This is a genomic window from Acinetobacter sp. GG23 (assembly GCF_057766365.1).
The window spans coordinates 17,905-38,830 of the sequence record NZ_JBYMDJ010000014.1; the positions used below are offsets into that span (position 1 = coordinate 17,905).

The following is a 20,926-nucleotide window of genomic DNA, read 5'->3' on the forward strand; positions in this document are numbered from 1 at the left end:
AAACAGCGGGATGATTTAAATCATCCCGCTGTTTAAACATATCGGTAGAGGAAAGTATGTTTGATTATTTCACTACACGCCAAACAGCAAGTAAGCTGGAAAATACAATCAGCAGAATCGAAACATACCACGGCGCAATAATCGCAATCGATAATAAGATCGCCATCAAACTACCGAAAATCCAGCTGCGTTTTTGTTGATTTTCCATTTGCAAACGCATGCTTTGCAATTCATTTAACTGTTTTGAATGCCAAGCAGACTGATTTTTTAGACCATTCAAACTGTCGATCATCAAGCTAGGTAAATCCTGTGCACCAAGTAAAAGATCAGGAATTTTTTGTCCCAATTCCTTCAGGTTTTTCTGCGGATTCATTTGCGCTTTAATCCAGTCGGTGAGGATTGGTTTCGCCAGTTTCCAGATATCCAGTTCAGGATAAAGGTCTGTTCCCAAGCCTTCGACATGCACTAATGTTTTCAGCAACAGCATTAACTGCGGTGGAATTTCCAGGTGGAAACGACGGGCAATATCCATCACTTGAATCAGGATGCCGGCAAAGTCCAGCTCATGCATAGGCTTCGATACCATGGGTCCCACAGTACGACGCATTTCACGTGCTAAAGCATCTTGGTCTGTACCTGGTGGAATCCAACCGGCTTGATGCACCACCAGAATTAGTTGCATAAAGTCGCTGTTCATCACTGCCAGTAACATGCGTGCCACGGTCATTTGATCGTGTTTGGACAGTTCACCCATAATCGCGCAATCCAGCGCAATAAAGCGTGGATTACTCGGGTTAATGGTTTCAACAAACACATTACCCGGGTGCATGTCGGCATGAAAGAAGTTGTCACGGAATACTTGGGTAAAGAAAATGGTTAAACCTTTCTCTGCCAAGTCCGCGCGATTCATGCCCATACGGTCAAAAGTGGCAATATCGGAAATGGGAACACCAGTGATGCGTTCAGCCACCATCACGTCTTTGCTGTCCATATATACTTCAGGTACATACATCATGCTTGAGCCGGTAAAATAATGGCGCATACGACGAGTGTTGTCGGCTTCTAAAGTCAAATCCAGTTCATTCAGAATGATTTGACGATAGTCCTGAATAATTTCCGATAAATGCAGTGCACGTGCTGCTTCCAAGCGTTTTTCTAAGGCAGCACCGAGCCAATCCAGAATTTCAAAATCTTGCAAAATTTGAGTGCGAATATTGGGGCGGGTGACTTTCACCACCACTTCACGGCCATCATGTAGCGCTGCGGTATGCACTTGAGCAATGGACGCGGCTGCAAGCGGTTGCTCATCAAAACGGGCAAACAGGGTATTTACATCGGCTTTTAGCGATTCCTGGATACGCATTTTGGCAACGTTGTTGTCAAACGGTTTGACTTTGTCTTGTAAAAGCACCAATTGTTGTAAAACTTCGGGTGGAATCAAATCGCGGCGGGTCGAGAGCAATTGCCCGAGTTTAATCGCTAGCGGCCCCATATCCTCTAAAGCTTCTTTCAGCTTGAGTGGATTTTTACGTTCACGGCTAGACCAGGCAGCAGGGTGCATGCGAATCAAGCTGAGAACATGACGGGCTTTTTCAGGTAATTCTTCTGCAGGAAACAACGTGTCGAGTCTATAGTGCGCGGCGATGCGCCAAAGTTCGAGTAAACGTGAAACGTGCGGAATCATAAATGTTTATACCTGGTTTTGAGTTGAATCAATCTGTGCCTGAAGCTGCTGAATTTTGGCTTCGGCACGATCTAAATTTTGATTGAAAATTCGGGTGTCTTGATTTAAGTCATCCATTTGCCAGCGTGGGGCAAACAAACCTGTATCTTCTTTTAATGCATCTTCGGCAAAGAACGCATAGCTTGAAAGCGTAAGTTTTAAATGTTTCGGTGCCAGCTGGATTTTACCCAGTTCATGCGCAAGGGCAGGACCAATCCACGGACTTAAATGCGAGGCTAAATCCGGTTCGGCCTGTTGCATGATAAGTTGAATATCCTGCAACAGGTGATAGTCACCTTGTAGCGGAATATTGCCGACCTCATCCGCCAGTAACAGCTTCAACAGCTCGACTACATTTTTAACCTGTAAAGTCGCCGTTGCTTCAGAAAGCTGGTCATTTTTATCGAATGGACGCTGTTCAAAGATGGAGGGTGTCTCGCTTTGACCTGTGACTGTTGGTTCTAAACGAACTTTGTCTTGATCAAAGAATACATCGACAGAAAGCTGTGGTGAATCAATTACCACACGCAACATTTTGCCTTGTAATTCATTCAGTTGAATACGGGTAATCGCATCCAGATCAATCACATGATGAATTAATCGTTCAACTGCACCGAGTGCCAGAATCGACCACATAGCATGAAACCTTAAAGTTTAAAGCCGCGGTGAACCGCCACAATACCACCGGTTAAGTTGTGGTAATCACAGTTCTGGAAGCCCGCATTTTCCATCATACCTTTAAGGGTACGTTGGTCAGGGTGCATGCGAATGGATTCTGCCAGGTATTTATAACTTTCCGAGTCATTGGCAATAATTTTGCCCATGATCGGTAAAGCGGTAAACGAATACAAGTCATACAGTTTAGAGAACGGCTCAAATACTGGTTTAGAGAACTCAAGCACCAATAAACGACCACCTGGCTTAAGTACGCGGTACATTGCAGCAAGTGCCGCATCTTTGTCAGTTACGTTACGTAAACCGAAGCTGATGGTGAGCAGGTCAAAGCTGTTGTCTGCAAACGGCTCTAGAGTTTCAGCATTGGCTAAAACGAAGTCCACATTGGTACAGCCGGCATCAATTAGACGGTCACGACCGACATTCAACATTGATTCGTTAATGTCTGATAAAACCACATGACCGGTAGGGCCGACTTCACGACTGAATACTTTAGCCAAGTCGCCTGTACCGCCTGCAATATCCAGCACATGCTGACCACGACGTACGCCAGACATGTTAATCGCAAAGCGCTTCCATAAACGGTGAATACCAAATGACATCAGGTCATTCATGATGTCGTATTTACTTGCGACCGAGTGGAACACTTCAGCGACTTTTTGTGCTTTGTCTTCGCTACTTACCGTTTTAAAACCAAAGTGAGTGGTTTCACCGACATTACCGGTGTTTGCGCCACGCGGCAGATTGTATTTAGGAACTGAACCGGTGACAGGCGTATCGGTCAACTGTTGTTGTAAGGTGTGTTGCTGACCTTGGGCTGTCCCTTGCGGTAATGGTTCAGTTAAGAATGGACTCACTTTGTCTGTATTTTGTGCCGACTCGGGTGTAGAGGTAGGCGTTTGATTTTCGTTAGACATAGAGTCACTCCTAACATAAAAATAGGGTTAATGTTGCAGTGCTTGCATGATGACAGATTCTAAGACGTTGTACAGTAATCAGCATGCAATTGTTATGAATAATATACAGAAATCTGCTCTGTGTTTTTATTCGCAGCTCATTGTTATTTCCATCACAGCATAAAGTTATTGAAACGGATTAGGGTCGCCTGCATGAACTTTATGAATGATTTGACGTTCAACCGCAGTAAAATCTTTGACGAACTTCTCAGCCGACTTTAACGGTTTCATCGCTAAAAAGCCATCCTGCATAAACTCATACATCACCTGAAAGTTATATTTTTGAGCAGTGCCTTTACACATTTTAAATGCGGTATAAACCATGAATGAACGCATGTATTTATCTAGGCTAAAACCGAGCTGATCCAGTAAATCCAACTGCTTGAGGCGATGTTGTCCCTGATTCAGTTTAAGGTAAGTCAGACGCATCATCTCATCAGTTAAAGCTTCATGGGGATGATAATCTTCGAGCAATTGCATGGCGACTTGTTCATCTAGCTGTACGGCTAAAATCGCCAGTTCCACTCCAGATGTGCCGGTTTTAATGGCATTTTCCGGAATCAGCTTTTCTGCTTTATGGGCATATTTGGCTAAACGGGCAATTTGCTCTGCTAAAGCATCAAAATCTGGACCGCCATACAGTCGATTCAGAAAGTATTCGGACATTAAAATATTGTGTCGTTCTGCAAATTGTTTGACATGCGTGTTTTGCATGCGCTGTTTTTGCCAGGCTTGCACATCTCGAAGACGTTGGAAAATGTCAGGGTTCTGATGATAATTCAATTGGTAGTACAACTCTAATAAATCATCTAATGCAGCCAGTTTTGACATCATGCGTCTCTATTATTTTTTAGATAGACGAATATTAGAGGGAGATTGATGAAGTCGCTATGACAATGTGATAGAAAAATGATTTTAACTCGGTCAGTTTGATGTCGAAACAATCAATTCTAAGCAACATAAACTGAACATCTTGCTCTGTTGTGTGGTTTTGAGCTTCGCTATACTGCAATGAAGAACAATAGATTAGAGAATAAGATGCCTTCAGAAAAAACAGAAATTCAGCTCATGGATGAAGATGAACTCTCCTTGAGCCTGGTTGAAGCGCAATATCTTTTAAAAAATACCCGCGACCAAAAAAATGCCAAGAGCGTACTGGTTTTAGTCAATGGAATTGAATTGGCAGGTAAAGGGGAGTCGGTTAAGCAACTGCGTGAATGGGTCGATCCGCGTTATTTGCGAGTCAAGGCCGATCCACCGATTATGCTGGATCAGAAGCAAACTTTTTGGCAACCTTATGCACCTTTCATTCCTGCTGAAGGGCAAATCATGGTGATGTTTGGCAATTGGTACAGTGATTTGCTGGTCACCGCCTTGCATGTGTCTAAACCGCTAGATGAAACTGTGTTTGATGCCTATATTGAAGATATGCGGGCGTTTGAGCAGGATTTAAAAAATAATCATGTTGATGTGATTAAGGTCTGGTTTGACCTGTCTTGGAAATCTTTGCAGAAACGACTCGACAATATGGATCCGAGTGAAGTGCACTGGCATAAATTGCATGGTCTGGACTGGCGCAATAAAAAGCAATATGACAATGTACAAAAGCTGCGCCAGCGCTTTACCGATGACTGGACGGTGATTGAATGTGAGGATGAAAAAGCACGGGATCAGCAATTTGCACGCATCATTTTAGCTGCCTTAGAGAATTGTCCAGAACATTTAGCTACAACCCAAGTCGAGTGGAAACAAGCGATTGTTCCAGAGGCTTTATTGCATCCAGAAAACCAGCCTTCAAGTAATGAAGACTATAAAAAAGAGTTGAAAAAACTCTCCCTAAAAGTGGCCGAAGCCCTGCGTTTTGATGACCGTCAAGCCATTATTGTTTTTGAAGGGATGGACGCGGCAGGTAAAGGCGGTGCAATTAAACGGATTGTCAAAAATCTGGATCCACGTGAATATGATATTCACACCATTGCCGCACCTGAAAAATATGAATTGCGTCACCCGTATTTATGGCGATTCTGGAATAAATTACAGACCGATGAAGATATTACCATTTTTGACCGTTCCTGGTATGGGCGGGTATTGGTCGAGCGAGTAGAAGGTTTTGCCAGTGAGGTCGAGTGGCAACGCGCTTATGATGAAATTAACCGTTTTGAAAAAGATTTAGTCAAGAGTCAAACGGTGGTGATTAAATTGTGGCTGGCCATTAGTAAGAATGAACAAGAAGCGCGCTTTAAAGCACGTGAAGATACCCCGCATAAACGCTTTAAAATTACCGTAGATGATTGGCGGAATCGTGAAAAATGGGATGACTATTTAAATGTCGCGGCAGATATGTTTGAACGAACCAGTACCGCTTATGCACCGTGGTACATTATTGCCAATAATGATAAAAATACCGCGCGTTTAGAAGTATTACGCGCTATTTTAAAACAACTGAGAGCGGAATAAGCTCTCAGCTTTAAGATTATTTTTGATTATAAGCAGCTTGGATCATGTAAGATTTCGCACATAAGGTTTAATTCACGACATGGGCTTTTTGTTTTTGCTGAATGCCACTGGCAATTTTGTAACATTCTTCTACATGTGCCTCGGCCACCTTTTTCATCACAAAATAACCTAAACTTGCCGCAATAATTTGCCCGCCTAAAGGAATAAACTTAGTTACCTGTTTGGTGATGACCTTGGCTGCCACGTTGTTAAGGGATTTTTTCACGGCAGTACGTGCCACGACCAAACCGGAGAATTCGACTCCACGTTTACGCAGTTCATTCCACTGTACTTGTTTGGTTTCTGGATCATAAACACTGATTTGTTCAGGAGCTAAACCAAAACGTGCATTCACTTCTGGAATGAGTTGTGACAAAATTCCGACGTCGATGACAACATCCAGAAACGGAACGGGAACGACGGCAGCACCTGCAGAAAAATAAGCACGTTTTTTCACAAGTTCTAAGCATTCTGCACGAATGGTTTCCAAATTTAATGTTGGATCTATTGAGTCTGGAACTGTATCTATTTTCATAATGTAAATACCCTGAACTTGATGTTGGTTTTTATATTCAATCATTATTAAGGCGCGAATTTCAAACATGTTTTTGATTCGAGCTGAAATCTAAAAGTGACATAGACAGATGCAGATGTATAGTAAATAATTTTTATGGTTTTGTAGGCATTTCATTTTCTAACATTAAAGGGGTAGCTCATTTATGGCAATTCATGTGATTCAAAGTCAACGTATTGATGTACTGGTACATGCTATGCTGACGACCGTGAATAAGCCTGCGAGTACGCCTTTTCAAGTGTTGCAAACCCAGCATTTTATTGTACCGTCGCATGCAGTTGAAACCTGGCTGACACAAAAACTGGCCGAACAAAAAGGCATCAGTGCCAATACCCAGTTTCATCATCGTATTCGTGGTTTTCAATGGTCAGCCTATCAATGGGTGCTGACTGAGCAAAAAGAACAAGTCCGTAAAGCCAATATCCCGCGCATTATTATTAAGTGGCGCGTTTTTCAGGCACTCAAAGCCTTTATTCAGGCTGAACAAAATTCTTTGGTACACGATCACCCTTTACATTCGATTGTGCAGCGAATTTATGACAGTGCCGACCGTTTAGAGCAAGGCATCGAAAAACAGCTGAAAAAGCAGGGCATGCTGTATTGGGTGGCAGAACAGGTGTCACGCCTGTTTAGCCATTACATGGAATATCGCGGGCATTGCCAGAAAAATTGTCCGCCGAAGATGTGCAGTTGCCAAACCAACTGGTTACAGGCGTGGGGGCAAAATAAAGCACTCTCCATTGAAGACATGTTCTTTAAAACCAATACTGAAATTTCCGAATTTACCTTAAATCAGGCACGTGAACTGGAAGCGTGGCAGCGCTGGTTATGGCAGGAAGTGTTTCATCAGGACTTTGAGCAAATGCAAAGTATTGATGCCATGTTCTGGGAAATTCTGGATGATCCTGAAACACGTAAAGCGGCTTTAAAAAAACTGCCGCAACAATTGGTAATTTTTACCTTACTCGATTTGCCGCCGATGCAACTGGCATTTTTGCGCCGTTTAGGGCAGTACATTGACATCTATATTCTGCATTACAACCCATCACAGGAATATTGGGCAGACAGTGTCGATCCGAACTGGAAAGCGCGTTACGACGTACGGGTCAAAGAACGCTTTATTGCCAAAAATCCGCAAGCCAGTGATGCCGATATTGAGAAATTCTTTCAGGAATTTACCTTAAACTTCAATGCAGAACAGCGTGAATCGCGCCATCCATTACTGACCCGTTTTGGTAAACAGGCGCGAGATCATTTCTCTTTATTATCAAACTTGTCTTCCGGTGAAGATGGGGTTTGGGCTGATGCCTTTGTCGATGAATATCAAGATAATCTGCTCGGTAAAATTCAGTCCGATGTGCTGTATCTGGTCGAACCAGAACAGTATCAATATATTTTGGATGAGCAGGATGATTCGATTCAGATTCATGTCTGCCATTCCAGTTTGCGACAGCTCGAGGTTTTAAAAGAACAATTGACTCATTGGCTGGCACAAGGCACAAAAGATGCACCACGCAGGCCAAATGACATCTTGGTTTTAAGCCCAAGCTTGAGTGAGCTTGAACCCTTAATTCGTAGTGTATTTGCACCGCCACCCAGTGAACGCGACCTGATTCAGCAAAAAACAGGGAGCAGTCATCAACTGTCCAAAGACAGTGTTTATCTGCCGGTTAAAATTGCCGGCGTGACCCAACTGGATGCGCTGAATGCTTGGAAAGCGGTGCTGGGGCGTATTGAGCTGATTCAACGGCGTTTTACTATCGAAGATTTTGCCGATTGGCTTAGCTTAAGTGCCACCCAGCAGCGCTACGCTTTAGAAGTCAATTCGATTGAACGAATCACTGAATTGCTGATAGATGCCGGCTTTAAACGTGGACTGGATGCCCAGCATTTACAGCGTAGTTTGTGTGAGGGCGATGAGGACTATCGTTTTAGTTTTAAGTTTGCGCTTGATCGTTTGGCTTTGGGCATTGCCATTCCTGAACATAGCTTGTTTCAAGGCACGCTGAGTTTTGCCAAAGTCCTGCCAAGCGACTTTGAGCTAATTGCCAAGTTGATTCAGATTTATCATGATTTTGATGCACGTCGTGACTGGATGATTGCACATGAGCAGGGTAAAACTGTACCTGTAGAGCACTGGCTAAAACGCCTGATGCAGGACATTGCCGAGTTTGAAGAAAGTGGTGTTGAATCCTTAACAGCGGTTTATAAAATTATCAAAAAACAGGAACGGATGCTGACACTGGCCAGTTTTTATGATGAACATGATCATCATGCCTTACGCAGTTTAAGCTTGCCCTTGCCTTATTTGCTGGCGGAAATTAATAACACGCTGGAAACCCAGTTGGAACATGCTGAACCGACCGGTCAAATCACCTTTAGCCAAATCGGGCAGATTCGTCCTGTACCGTATAAATTGATTGTGATGCTTGGACTCGATAGCGGCAAGTTTCCAAATCGCAGCCAGCATTTACCTTTCGATTTGATGGATTTACTGAAACCCCAGTTGGGGGACCGTTCCCGTCTGGAAGATGATCAAGGGGCATTTTTAGATAATCTGCTGTTGGCGCAGGATAACTTATGGCTGTTTTATAACGGCTTCGATATTAATGATGGTGAAGTACGTGATCCATCGACTGTGTTGCAGGAACTGGTTCAGCATCTGGCTTTTATTGTGCAGACTCAACAGCCCGATACAGCAGCGGACGCAACCGTGGAGATTAATGGCGTGGTAGTGCCTGAACAATTGCAGTCACTTTATCATGTCCATCCTTTATTGCCTTTTGATCCGGTGGGATTTGAGTCGACTCGACCGGTGCGTTATCAGGATCAATGGTTCTGTGTGGCTGGGCAGCTTCGCCATGCTACGGGACAGCGTTCGTCTTGGGTGAATACGCCATATCAAAATCTGCAGCAAGAGGTTCAGGTGCTGGACAGTCATCAATGGATTCAGGATGTGACTTTCCCTGCACGGCTCTATTTAAAAACCCTAGGCGTAGAAAATTTGCGCCCCGAAGATTTACCTACGGTGCAAGAACCTTTGTTACTGGATGGTCTGGCACGTTATGCAGTGCGCCAGTTCTTGCAAAAGCAGGAGGGTGCGGCGCAACCTGAATTATTGATGGATCAATTGCCGATTGGCAAACTGCAGCAAACTAGCTGGCAGATGAGTGTAGTGGAGCAAGAACGTTTAAAAGCGCGGTTGCTAAAATATGCGCCTGAGGTCACACCGACCACGCAGCAGGTGTGGAAGGTGAATGATCATGTCTATATGAATATTACCCTGCCAAAAAATAGTGCAGAAAAATGGGTCAGTCTGGAAGCATCGAGTGCGCGTGCCAAACGTCGTGCCAAAGTCTGGCTGGAATATCTGCTCTGGCTGGCTTATCTGAATATGGGTGAAGGCGGTGAAAAGCTGACGCGGATTGTGGTGTTTAGTGACCGAACCATTTTATGTCATGGCGTCACTTCGAACAAAGCACGCGAGTGGCTGGATCACTGGCTGGCTGCCTGGAAATATGGGCAAAGCCAACCGCTGGTTTTACCAGCCGCCTTGCTGCTAAAAATTGCTGAAAAAGACAAACAGCATGACTGGCAAGCCAATGAACAGAACCAGATGTGCATTGACGATATGGATGTGCTCTATAAAGACTGGCATGAGGATGGCAAGTTTACCGGTTTTTCGGTCGCGGATAACGAAGCGACTAAAATGCATCGGGACTGGCAGTTTATTTTGCAGGAACAGGATGCGACCGCTTTATTAGAAGATGCCTGTGCGCAATTTTCCTATCAGCTTTATCAGCCCGTGTTCTGGCATCAACAAGTGATTGAGGAATAAGAGTAAATGAATCATCCTCAAACATTAAAAAAGCCGTCGTTTAACCCGATTATGGATATGCAGTTCAAAGGTTTACACTGGATTGAAGCGTCGGCCGGCACAGGAAAAACCTTTACTCTGTCCAGTTTGATGGTACGGATATTCCTGAATCAGTATTTGCCGAATCAGGTAATAGCCACCACGTTTACCCGTGCCGCTGCAGCTGAATTGAAAAACCGGATTCGGCTGCGTCTGGTTGAAACCTTACGTTATTTTGAAAGCTGCCAAAAACTTACCGATGCTGAAATTCAGGCCAAAATAGCGGCTGAAACCGATCCTTTATTTCAAAAGGTGTTAAGCGATTATGCCACGCGGGTGGATTTCGCTCGTGAACGTTTGAAACTGGTGATTGACCAGCTGGATGAACTGTTTGTCGGTACCTTGGATAGTTTCAGCCAAAAGCTATTGCGCGAGTTTTCATTTGAAAGCGGCAAGATTGAACGGGCTGATATCACCGATGATGCCAAGAGTTATACCCATCAACTAATTCATGATGTCTTGCGCGAATGGATTCAATTGCAACCGCAAAATGTGGTCAATTATCTGTTGCTCAATCAAAAGTTGAAGTCGCAGGAGGCCTATGTTCCTGTTGTGGAAAACACCCTGAACTTCGCTTCGGCACAGTTTCAGGAAGTCACTGCGCCAGAACTGGATTTAAACCAGTTTGAACAGCTGGTGGATAACTTTATTCAGCTGGATTTAAGTCTGATTTCTACCTTAAGTGAATATTATTCGGCTGATGGACAATATCATTCGGTGATTGGTAAGAAATGGCGTACAGATGGCTTGATGCAGCGTACGCTATGTGATGATTTACCTGCTTTTATTAAGGCTTTGGCTGAACAGCGCTGTTATGCTTTATTCGCGCCACATTTTGAAAATACCCTGAAAAACTTGACGGATCTGGCGACTAAAAAAGTCTTAAATAAATGTGCCGAAGATCTGCTGCATCAGTTCGAGCAACACGGGCTGATTCAAGCACTGAAAAGTTTTTGCGAGGCTTTGTATAAGCTGAATATGGATCTGGATTTACTGGATGCCTATCTGAAATTTTATCTTAGCCGCGAAGTCAAAAAGCGCTTGCCACAAGTGCTGCAGCAAAAAAGTGAAACCACCTTTGCCCAGCAAATTAGAACCTTGGCAGAAGCCTTGCAAGGCGAGCAAGGGCTGCGTTTTGCCAAGTTTGTGCAGGCCCATTATCCCTTGATTTTGGTGGATGAATTTCAGGATACCAATCAGGATCAGGACGATATGCTAGCGCGAATCTGGCGGGATCAGAAGCGCTATATGCAAGGCTGCATGATCATGGTCGGTGACCCGAAACAGGCAATTTACGGTTTTCGTGGTGGCGACATGCTGACCTATAACAAGGCCCGAGCCGATGTGCTGTCCAAGCAAGGTCAGGAATACAGTTTGCGACACAACCATCGTTCAGTTAAAGCACTAGTAGAAGCGGTCGATGCTTTATTCCAGCGCCAGATGGATTTTGGTGAAGAGGTGTTTTACAGTCCAGTCCAGGCTGGTATACGTCCCCATCCACCGCTCATTGATGCACAGGGTGAAAATCATCAGCCGCTACGCTGGTTGCAATTGAGCGATAAAAAAGCAGAGCCGATTCAGGTCGCATGGAAAATTCGGGATTTACTGAATCAGGGGATTGAAGAAAAACTCTATCTGGCAGAAAAAACTGGCTCCAGATATCTGGTTGAAAATGACATCGCGATTTTATCGAAAAATCATGATGGTCTGGATAAAGCCCAATATGAATTGGAACGCCTCGGTATTCGGGTTAATCGCCCGTCGAAACGCAGTGTGTTTGATCATCAAGTCGCCAAAGATGTTGGCGCGGTACTAAGTGCGATCCTGCATCCCTATGATGAAGGCAAAATTAAGCGGGCCTTACTCAGCCGATTATTGGGCTTTAATTTACAGCAACTGATTCAGCTTGAAGCCCGAGCGGATGGCTTAAGCCAGTTCATTTACAACTTCGACTGCATTCGTGAAATGTGGCTGGAAAAGGGCTTCTTAACCGCGTGGCAGTATTGTCTGAATTTATTTCAAGTCTGGAAAAATCTAGTCGCCACCCAAAGCCGGGATAATGAACGCACGGTGGTGAACTTGCGCCATCTGACCGAATTGCTGAGTCAGCACAGTGAGCAATATCAAGGCGCACAAAAGCTTTATCACTGGTATTTGAAACAACTGCAATCTCCGGCGGAACGCGAGTGGGAACTGGAGCGTAAACTGTCGAATGAGGCAGGGGTGCAACTGATGACTATTCATCAGTCCAAAGGTCTGGAGTTTAAAATTGTATTCTTGCTCGGTGCCGATAAAGACTTCAGGGAAATGAACAAAACCCTGAATTTTTCCACTGTAGAACATGTCCATCCGGTAACTGGAAAAGTGGAGGTGCAGCGTGTGGTGGCGGTGAATGATAAGAACTTGCTGCAACAGGGCGCAATTGATCAGCACAATGCCCGTGCCGTGGCAGAGCAACATCGGCTTTGGTATGTGGCGTTGACCCGAGCCAGTCATCGGGTCTATGCCATGTTGCAAGATCAGGACGGCAAATCGAATCATGGTTTGGCTTTCTGGCGTGGACAAGCAGCGCAAGTTTTTGCTCATCCAGGCAGTGCAGAGGAAGCTTTGCTGAATGATAAGCCGATCAAGTTACAGGTCAAGCAGCAACAACAGCCTTTGCCTTTACAGGCTTTGGAATTTCCAAAACAGCGTTTTTATCCACGTTCCAAAACCAGTTTTAGTGCCTTGGCGCAACATTTAACACGTAAACAAGCCATCGATGCCTTAGCGGTAAATACCGAGCAAATGCTCAGCGCGGCAGATGAAATTCATGTGATTGAACCGGTTGCCACGGTAGCGACTCGACCGCTGTCATGGATCAAGTGTAATTTTCCGATGGGAACCGTGGCTGGAACCTTCCTGCACGAAATCTTTGAACATATTGATTTCAAAGATCAGCAGGACTGGCCTCTGGAAATTCGCCGCCGTTTTAAGAATGACTATCCAGGTTTATGGTTAGAATTATCAAATAAATATGAACAAGAGTTTCAGCAGCAGGATGAAGAGCAGCTGATTGCCTGGATGAGTGAATGGTTGCAACAGGTTTTAGCTACCCCTTTGCATCAGGATTTTCAACTGAATCAACTGACTGAACATGAACATCTGGCTGAATTTCCCTTTTATTTGTCTCTATCAGACCATGTCTTAGCGATTCAACGTATTCATCAGCTCTATGCCGAACATGGTATTGAAATGCTAGATTTCAATCAGGCCAATTCCGCGCGGTATTTAACCGGTTCAATTGATCTGGTTTATTTTGATGGTCAGCAATATCATATTGCCGATTATAAAAGTAACTTTTTAGGCACCGATCAAGCGCATTATGTTGATGGCGAAATTCGGCAGAGTATGTCGCAAGCCAGCTACTGGTTACAGGCAGGCCTGTATCTGGTGGCATTACACCGTTATTTAACGGTACAAATGCAGGACTATGCCATTGAAAAACATTTGGGCGGTGCAAGTTATCTATATTTACGTGGCATGAACGGACAGGCTGAACAGGGTTTTTATCACTGGAAACCAGATGCTGAATTTGTCCTGCGTCTTGATGCTATTTTGGGCTATTTTGCTGAAGATATAAGCAACAAAATCGCTTAATTTAACGAAATTAATAGCTTTTAAACAAACAATTAAGCTGTGGATAACTTTGAGGATAACTGTGTGGAAAATAAACAATATAAAGATGATCAAAGCGCTGAATGGATCAGCACTTGGAGTCGGTTTATTCGCCAGAAGCCTTTTAGTCAGGCAGCACAGGATGAAAATGACCATGATATTATTGAACAGGTTCTGGAAGCAATTCAACAAGGCGACAGTTGTATTTCTGCAACTCAAGCGCAAGCCCACACCCTGAATGATTTAGTGGTTGCAGTAGCCAATATTCAGCAGCATATCGCTCCCTTTGTATATGAAGATCAAAGATTATATTTGTATCGTTATTGGGCGCTGGAACAGTCTTTGGCGCAGCAAGTTGCGCGTTTAAAACAGCAAGCTATTGAAGCTGTTAATATTTCAGCTTATCGAAATTTATTGAGCGATGAACATCAACTAAAAGCCTTAAGTATGGTAGCGAAGCAAGGCTTAAATATCATTACTGGTGGGCCGGGAACCGGAAAAACTTACACCCTGGCACGTATTATTGCCGTGCTGAACCAGGCGATGCCGAGTATCCGCATTGCCATGGCAGCCCCGACCGGTAAGGCTGCGCAGCGCATGAAAGAGGCGCTGCAAAACTCGCTGAATGATGAAAAGTTGCAGGATTTGGTCACTGATGATTTAAAACAACTTAGTCCTATTACGCTTCACCGTCTATTGGGTTTAGGAGAGACTTATCAGCCACGATTTCATGCCAAACAACCTTTACCCTATGATGTGATTGTAATTGATGAAGCCTCGATGCTGGACCTAAGTTTGGCCAACATGCTGCTGTCTGCAGTGCCAGATCATGCACGTTTAATTTTATTGGGTGATGCAGATCAGTTGGCTGCTGTAGATGTCGGTTCGGTGCTGGCAGATTTACAACAAGTTCCCGCTTTAGCCGAGAATCGAGTGAACTTGGTCAGCAGTCGCCGTTTTAAGGAAGGTGCTCTCATTGGGCAAATGGCGAAATTTATTCAGGCGCAACAAGCTACTCAAAATGGCGCAACATTACTAGAAAAGTTTGCCCAGCAAGTGGTTCGTCCAAGTGAAATTCAATCGGTATCTCTTCAGTCCGAAATGGATGACCAGATTCAACTGGAATATCTGCCACCGAATATGTCCAAGCAATTTGATCGAACATCCTATTACGACAAACTGATGTTGGGTTATCAGCATTATGTTAATGCACTGAAAAGCTATTTAACTGCCGATGAACCTGAACTTTGGGTGCAGCAAGTAGTTAAAGTTTTTGATGATTATCGGATTTTGGCCGCCATCCGACATGGCGCTTTGGGTTTGACCCAACTGAATTTGCAAGTCGAACAGCGCTTACTGGAGGCTTTATCATTACAGATAAGCAAGCAAGGGGATTGGTATGTCGGTCGTCCAGTGATGATGACCTATAACGATTACCAGCTGGGTTTATCAAATGGTGATATCGGGATCTGCTTTAAACGCAGTCGAGATGGACAGTCACAATTTGAAGTTTATTTCCCCAGTTTGGAAAAATGGGTGCCGGTTACCCGTTTACCAAAAAGTATAGAAACGGCATTTGTACTGACGATTCATAAATCGCAAGGTTCGGAATTTACTCATACCGCAGTTGTTTTAGATGAAACAGCAAAGGATTTATTAAGTAAAGAGTTACTGTACACCGCTATCACCCGTGCCAAAAAGGTGGTGAGTCTTTTGGCAGATCAAGATGCTTTAGTACAATCTTTAACCGTTAAAACCATGAGGAAAAGTGGAGTATTAGAGAAGGTTAACAATTTATTGGATTCTTGCCTCGATTGTTAATAATAAATAACTAATCTTTATTTTTGTACGAAATTGCTTACATCGATTCGAGAAATTGACGCATAGAGCTTTAAGATCATTTTTGAGATGATGGCTGCACATAAAAAGCTCAACACGGAAAGTTGGGTAAAATCGCCATAAAATATAATAATAATGTCGAAAGACAGCGAACTTACAGTGAAGTAAGTAAAAAGAGGAAACTTACAGCCGCTAAGCCTTGTAGTTTTGGGAGAGACTACAGGGCTTTTTTATATGCAAAAAATACCGCTTTTCACAATATGATTTACTTAATCTGTTATGAACACTAAAAAATATTGATCGGTGTATTTTAACTTGGGCTCAAATGTCAGATTCTGTATGTAATAGATAGTATATGATCAATTAGTTATTGTATTTAAAGGGAAATGATAAATTAATCACAGTATAGCATTAATAAAAAAATAATTAATGTACGTAAAAGCTTACAAATAGATACGCAAAAGGCGACTTCTTTACACAAAGCTTTATGTCAAAATCAATTTCACAGGGAAGTACCAGTTACACAAGGATTGTTTATAATAATAACCGCGAAAAGCGAACATTATTACTATAAATAAAATAATAATTATTAAAACATAAGAAACTACAGCGCAAAAAAGCCCAAGCCTAGCTTGGGCTTTTTTTTATCTTTTATTCGTGTGATATAGGCAATGGATACGACTACTTAAGAGGATACTTCTCAAAATAGAAAAATAATAAAAGATGGAAGGGTAAGGCGTGATTTTATTGCTAAATTGGTAAGTTAAATTTACAGATAGGAAAAGAAAGGCTATAGCGGATCAGTGAATTGAAATAAAAAGATGAAAACACGTTTCTATTTTTGCAATCACCCGACTTTTCCCTTAAAATAGCGCACTTGCTGTAGTGATGCACGGCAGTCAATTGAGTAATCAATTGATTCCTATCATATGTAATTTTTTAAGCATCTCGGAGAAATCGAATGGCTTTAACAAACGCAGATCGCGCAGAGATCGTTGCTAAATATGCTCGCGCTGAAAACGACACTGGTTCACCTGAAGTACAAGTAGCTTTGTTGACTGCACAAATCAATGATTTGCAAGGTCACTTTAAAGAACACAAACACGACCATCATAGCCGTCGCGGTCTTATCCGTATGGTTAACCAACGTCGTAAGCTTCTTGACTACCTTAAAGGTAAAGATACTACTCGTTACAGCGCTTTGATCGCTGCTTTAGGTTTACGTCGTTAATTCGATTAAACTTATTTTTCGGACTATTGCATTTTGAATGCTGTCAGACTGAAAAAGAAAGTCTACCTGGCTCCAACCAGGTAAGGGGAAGGGGCGATGTTTCGCTCCTTCTTTGTGTCTTAAATTAGTGTTTTGAAAATCTGGTGAGGTCGGCTTCTAAGCTTTGTCATTTATACTTACAGCTGAGTAATGTGAATGCCAAACCTTAGGGGTCTCCACTAGAATAGTTGTTCACAAGAACTAGGAAATATAAATACATGTCGATGTTTAATATTATTCGTAAAGAATTTCAGTTCGGTCAACACCAAGTTGTACTTGAAACTGGTCGTGTTGCACGTCAAGCCAACACAGTTGTCATTACTATGGGCGGCGTAACGGTACTTGTTGCTGTTGTCGCACAACCAAAAGCAAAAGCAGGTCAGGATTTCTTCCCACTTACTGTTAACTATCAAGAAAAACAATATGCTGCCGGTCGTATCCCAGGGGGTTATGGTAAGCGTGAAGGTCGTCAGTCTGAAGCTGAAACTTTAATTTCACGTTTGATTGACCGTCCAATTCGTCCATTGTTCCCAGAAGGTTTTTATAACGAAATTCAAGTAACAGCGACTGTTATTTCTTCTGACAAAACCATGGATGCCGACATTGCTGCAATGCTCGGTACTTCAGCTGCAATGTCGATTGCAGGTGTTCCATTCCGTGGTCCAATCGCGGGCGCGCGTGTTGGTCTAATCAACGGCGAATACATTCTTAACCCAAACAACGAACAATTGAAAGAATCTGATCTTGATTTGGTTGTTGCGGGTACTGAATCTGCAGTATTGATGGTTGAATCTGAAGCGAAAGAACTTTCAGAAGACCAAATGCTGGGTGCTGTACTTTTCGGTCATGACGAAATGCAAATCGCGATTCAAGCGATTAAAGAATTTGCTGCAGCTGCGGGTGCGGTTGAATCAACTTGGGTTACTCCAGTTAAAAATGAAACGCTTCTTGGTCAATTAAAAGATGCATTCGAAGCAAAAATTTCTGAAGCCTACACAATTGCAGTTAAACAAGACCGTTATGCGGCACTTGATGCACTTTATGCTGAAGCTGTTGCTCAGTTCGTTCCAGAAAATGACGAAACTGGTATTGCTGACGAAGTAAATGAATTATTTGAAGACTTAAAATACCGTACAGTACGTGACAACATCTTGTCTGGTAAGCCACGTATTGATGGTCGTGACACAAAAACTGTTCGTGCTATTGATGTTCAAGTGGGCGTATTGGGTCGTGCACACGGTTCAGCATTGTTCACACGCGGTGAAACTCAAGCGTTGGTAACAACGACTTTGGGTAATACACGTGATGCATTGATGGTAGATACATTGTCAGGCACTAAAACTGACAACTTCATGTTGCACTACAACTTCCCTGCATACTCTGTAGGTGAAACGGGTCGTGAATCTGGTCCTAAACGTCGTGAAATCGGTCATGGTCGTTTGGCGCGCCGTGGTGTCCAAGCTGTGCTTCCACCTGCTGACCGCTTCCCATACGTGATCCGTATTGTATCTGACATCACTGAATCTAACGGTTCATCGTCAATGGCTTCTGTTTGTGGTGCTTCATTATCACTTATGGATGCAGGTGTTCCACTTAAAGCACCAGTTGCGGGTATCGCAATGGGTCTAGTGAAAGAAGGCGAACGTTTCGCTGTTCTTTCTGACATCTTGGGTGACGAAGATCACTTAGGTGACATGGACTTTAAAGTTGCCGGTTCTGCAAACGGTATTACTGCGCTTCAAATGGATATCAAGATCGAAGGTATCACTGAAGAGATCATGGAAGCTGCATTGAACCAAGCATATGCGGGTCGTATGCACATCTTGAACGAGATGAACCAAGTGATTTCACGCGCTCGTCCTGAAATTTCGATGCATGCGCCTACATTCCAAGTGATTAACATCAACCCGGATAAAATCCGTGATGTGATCGGTAAAGGTGGCGCGACTATTCGTGCAATCACTGAAGAAACTAAAGCTGCAATTGATATCGAAGATAACGGTACAGTTCGCGTATTTGGTGAAACTAAAGCAGCTGCAGCTGCTGCGGTTGCTAAAATCCAGGCACTTACTGCTGAAATTGAGCCAGGTACAATTTACGTAGGTAAAGTGATTCGTATTGTTGAATTCGGTGCGTTTGTAAACATCATGCCAGGTACTGACGGCCTACTTCATATTTCTCAAATTTCTAACGAACGTATTGCCAATGTTGCAGACGTATTGACAGAAGGTCAGGAAATTAAAGTACAAGTTGCTGACGTAGATAACCGTGGTCGTATTAAATTGACTATGAAAGACATCGAACAAGTTTAATGTCTTGAATATTCACATGAGTTAATTCATGTGAACGAAAATATATGAAAAGCCTTGAGCTTGGTCAAAGGAATAACTTTGACTTGCTCGGGGCTTTTTTTTGAGAGTTGACTTAGATTGAGAGATCTAGAAATAAAACGTTATTTGATTGCTTAAGTTTTCAGCGCAGCTCATAATTTTAAGACCGATAGATGGAGTTGCTCAGGTTTCTATCGAGTAACAATAAAAAAGCAAAATTGTGAATAGAGAATTGTTTTAATGCAGGTTTATTATTTCTATCAACATCCGACAGAACATCATATTTTTGTACAAAAACAGCTAAACACTGAAGCTGAACCGGAATTTATCTGGATCGATTGTACTCGGGCTGATGTGGTCACTCGTGCGGAAGTATGGCAAAAAGAAATAAATCAGCATACACTTGTGTGCTTAAACGAATTTCATATCAGGGATATTCTCAATTTAGAACATCCTTGCGCATTTGATACTATGGATGAATATGATTTACTTATTTTTCGTAAACTGATTACCCCAGATGATGAAATAGAAACGGGTGAGCAGGCGCTTGAACAGCATGAAAACACCTTTGGTTTAGCCACCACACCGATTAGTTTTATCATGACACCTCAAGTGCTGATTACGGTGCGTGAGCAAGGTAATAAAGCAATAGAAAATTATATTTCCCGTATTGAAACCAATTTTATCCGTTCTACTCAAGAACAGAATAAGTCACGAAAACTTCCAGTTACACCACTCGATTTATCTTTGCGCTTGCTCAACAGTATGGTGGATGGTTATCTGGATTTGCGTGTGCCACTCACCCGACGGGTTGAGTTTTGGCAGCAGGAATTGTTGCAAGGTCATCGCCGGTTTGCGAAGTGGAATCAGTTATTACAAGAAAGTATGTCTTTCCAGCAAGTGGAAAATCTTTGTGAAGAACAAATTGATGCTTTACAAGAACTAAGAGATGAAATTGTCGATAATTACCCACATTTAAAAGGCCAGAAGAAGTCTGAACGACAGGACATTGTGCTGGTCCGTATGAATGATTTGGTCAGCCATGTAGAAAGAATTCAAAAACATACGATTCGTCTCCGTGCTTCCATTCAAGCAGCAATAGATTTACATTTTTCGGCCATTGCCAATCAAACTAATGAAAATATGCGCATCCTGGCCATTATCACCGCTATTTTTGCACCGCTGACTTTATTAACCGGGGTTTATGGAATGAACTTTGAGTTTATTCCAGGTTTAAAATCCCCAACCGGGTTTTGGAGTATGTTAATCGTCATGCTCATCACCACGGTGTTGCTGATTTATTATTTTTATCGCAGACACTTGGTGGGGCGAGGGGAGCGGAGCGTAATTGATCTGTTGGCACAACAACATAAAGATCAACACGTGAATCTATTTTGGTTCCTGGACTATGAGCCAATTAAGCAATCTGTTAAAGAAACCATAAAAGGAGTTGAAAAAATGACCAAGTTGAAATAGGGATTTGCTTTTTT

The 20,926-nt window shown here is 43.0% G+C and carries 12 protein-coding genes; 7 read left to right on the forward strand and 5 right to left on the reverse strand.

Annotation, left to right across the window (positions count from 1 at the left end):
• Positions 1-64: 64 nt before the first annotated feature.
• From AC3CAU_RS16525 to AC3CAU_RS16540, 4 genes are all read right to left on the reverse strand, one after another.
• Positions 65-1,684 (reverse strand): ABC1 kinase family protein, encoded by a 1,620-nt coding sequence (locus tag AC3CAU_RS16525; RefSeq protein ID WP_131216018.1) that lies wholly within the window; start codon positions 1,682-1,684, stop codon positions 65-67.
• Between the two features lie 6 nt (positions 1,685-1,690).
• Positions 1,691-2,359, reverse strand: coding sequence for a ubiquinone biosynthesis accessory factor UbiJ (locus AC3CAU_RS16530; RefSeq protein ID WP_447053921.1), 669 nt, complete (start codon positions 2,357-2,359; stop codon positions 1,691-1,693).
• 11 nt (positions 2,360-2,370) lie between these two features.
• Entirely contained in the window at positions 2,371-3,315 is a 945-nt protein-coding gene (gene ubiE / locus AC3CAU_RS16535) for a bifunctional demethylmenaquinone methyltransferase/2-methoxy-6-polyprenyl-1,4-benzoquinol methylase UbiE (protein WP_131216014.1), read from the reverse strand.
• 165 nt (positions 3,316-3,480) lie between these two features.
• Positions 3,481-4,185 (reverse strand): DUF8198 family protein, encoded by a 705-nt coding sequence (locus AC3CAU_RS16540; protein WP_447053922.1) that lies wholly within the window; start codon positions 4,183-4,185, stop codon positions 3,481-3,483.
• Positions 4,186-4,392: 207 nt separating this feature from the next.
• On the opposite strand from AC3CAU_RS16540, the gene pap reads away from it, so the two are divergent.
• Positions 4,393-5,811, forward strand: coding sequence for a polyphosphate:AMP phosphotransferase (pap, locus tag AC3CAU_RS16545; RefSeq protein ID WP_447053923.1), 1,419 nt, complete (start codon positions 4,393-4,395; stop codon positions 5,809-5,811).
• Between the two features lie 67 nt (positions 5,812-5,878).
• Here pap and AC3CAU_RS16550 read toward each other — a convergent pair whose 3' ends face one another.
• Positions 5,879-6,385, reverse strand: a complete 507-nt coding sequence (locus AC3CAU_RS16550) for a hypothetical protein (protein ID WP_131216008.1) — start codon at positions 6,383-6,385, stop codon at positions 5,879-5,881.
• Between the two features lie 184 nt (positions 6,386-6,569).
• Here AC3CAU_RS16550 and AC3CAU_RS16555 point away from each other — a divergent pair, with 184 nt between their 5' ends.
• The 6 genes from AC3CAU_RS16555 (at position 6,570) to AC3CAU_RS16580 (ending at position 20,912) form a co-directional block, all read left to right on the forward strand.
• Positions 6,570-10,262 (forward strand): exodeoxyribonuclease V subunit gamma, encoded by a 3,693-nt coding sequence (locus tag AC3CAU_RS16555; protein WP_447053924.1) that lies wholly within the window; start codon positions 6,570-6,572, stop codon positions 10,260-10,262.
• Between the two features lie 6 nt (positions 10,263-10,268).
• Positions 10,269-13,979 carry a UvrD-helicase domain-containing protein gene (locus AC3CAU_RS16560; protein ID WP_447053925.1) on the forward strand — a complete coding sequence of 1,237 codons (3,711 nt, stop codon included), beginning with the start codon at positions 10,269-10,271 and terminating at the stop codon, positions 13,977-13,979.
• 63 nt (positions 13,980-14,042) lie between these two features.
• Entirely contained in the window at positions 14,043-15,818 is a 1,776-nt protein-coding gene (recD, locus tag AC3CAU_RS16565) for an exodeoxyribonuclease V subunit alpha (protein WP_447053926.1), read from the forward strand.
• A gap of 979 nt (positions 15,819-16,797) precedes the next feature.
• Entirely contained in the window at positions 16,798-17,067 is a 270-nt protein-coding gene (rpsO, locus tag AC3CAU_RS16570; RefSeq protein ID WP_067722305.1) for a 30S ribosomal protein S15, read from the forward strand.
• Positions 17,068-17,330: 263 nt separating this feature from the next.
• Positions 17,331-19,418: a polyribonucleotide nucleotidyltransferase gene (pnp, locus tag AC3CAU_RS16575; protein ID WP_447054358.1), complete on the forward strand. Its 2,088-nt coding sequence runs from the start codon at positions 17,331-17,333 to the stop codon at positions 19,416-19,418.
• 258 nt (positions 19,419-19,676) lie between these two features.
• Positions 19,677-20,912 carry a magnesium transporter CorA family protein gene (locus tag AC3CAU_RS16580; RefSeq protein WP_447053927.1) on the forward strand — a complete coding sequence of 412 codons (1,236 nt, stop codon included), beginning with the start codon at positions 19,677-19,679 and terminating at the stop codon, positions 20,910-20,912.
• Positions 20,913-20,926 lie beyond the last annotated feature (14 nt).

Coding starts and splice junctions, on each gene's coding strand:
- pnp (WP_447054358.1), top strand. CDS start 17,331: ATGTTTAATATTATTCGTAAAGAATTTCAGTTCGGTCAACACCAAGTT.
- rpsO (WP_067722305.1), top strand. CDS start 16,798: ATGGCTTTAACAAACGCAGATCGCGCAGAGATCGTTGCTAAATATGCT.
- AC3CAU_RS16525 (WP_131216018.1), bottom strand. CDS start 1,684: ATGATTCCGCACGTTTCACGTTTACTCGAACTTTGGCGCATCGCCGCG.
- AC3CAU_RS16550 (WP_131216008.1), bottom strand. CDS start 6,385: ATGAAAATAGATACAGTTCCAGACTCAATAGATCCAACATTAAATTTG.
- AC3CAU_RS16530 (WP_447053921.1), bottom strand. CDS start 2,359: ATGTGGTCGATTCTGGCACTCGGTGCAGTTGAACGATTAATTCATCAT.
- pap (WP_447053923.1), top strand. CDS start 4,393: ATGCCTTCAGAAAAAACAGAAATTCAGCTCATGGATGAAGATGAACTC.
- AC3CAU_RS16580 (WP_447053927.1), top strand. CDS start 19,677: ATGCAGGTTTATTATTTCTATCAACATCCGACAGAACATCATATTTTT.
- AC3CAU_RS16540 (WP_447053922.1), bottom strand. CDS start 4,185: ATGTCAAAACTGGCTGCATTAGATGATTTATTAGAGTTGTACTACCAA.
- ubiE (WP_131216014.1), bottom strand. CDS start 3,315: ATGTCTAACGAAAATCAAACGCCTACCTCTACACCCGAGTCGGCACAA.
- AC3CAU_RS16555 (WP_447053924.1), top strand. CDS start 6,570: ATGGCAATTCATGTGATTCAAAGTCAACGTATTGATGTACTGGTACAT.
- AC3CAU_RS16560 (WP_447053925.1), top strand. CDS start 10,269: ATGAATCATCCTCAAACATTAAAAAAGCCGTCGTTTAACCCGATTATG.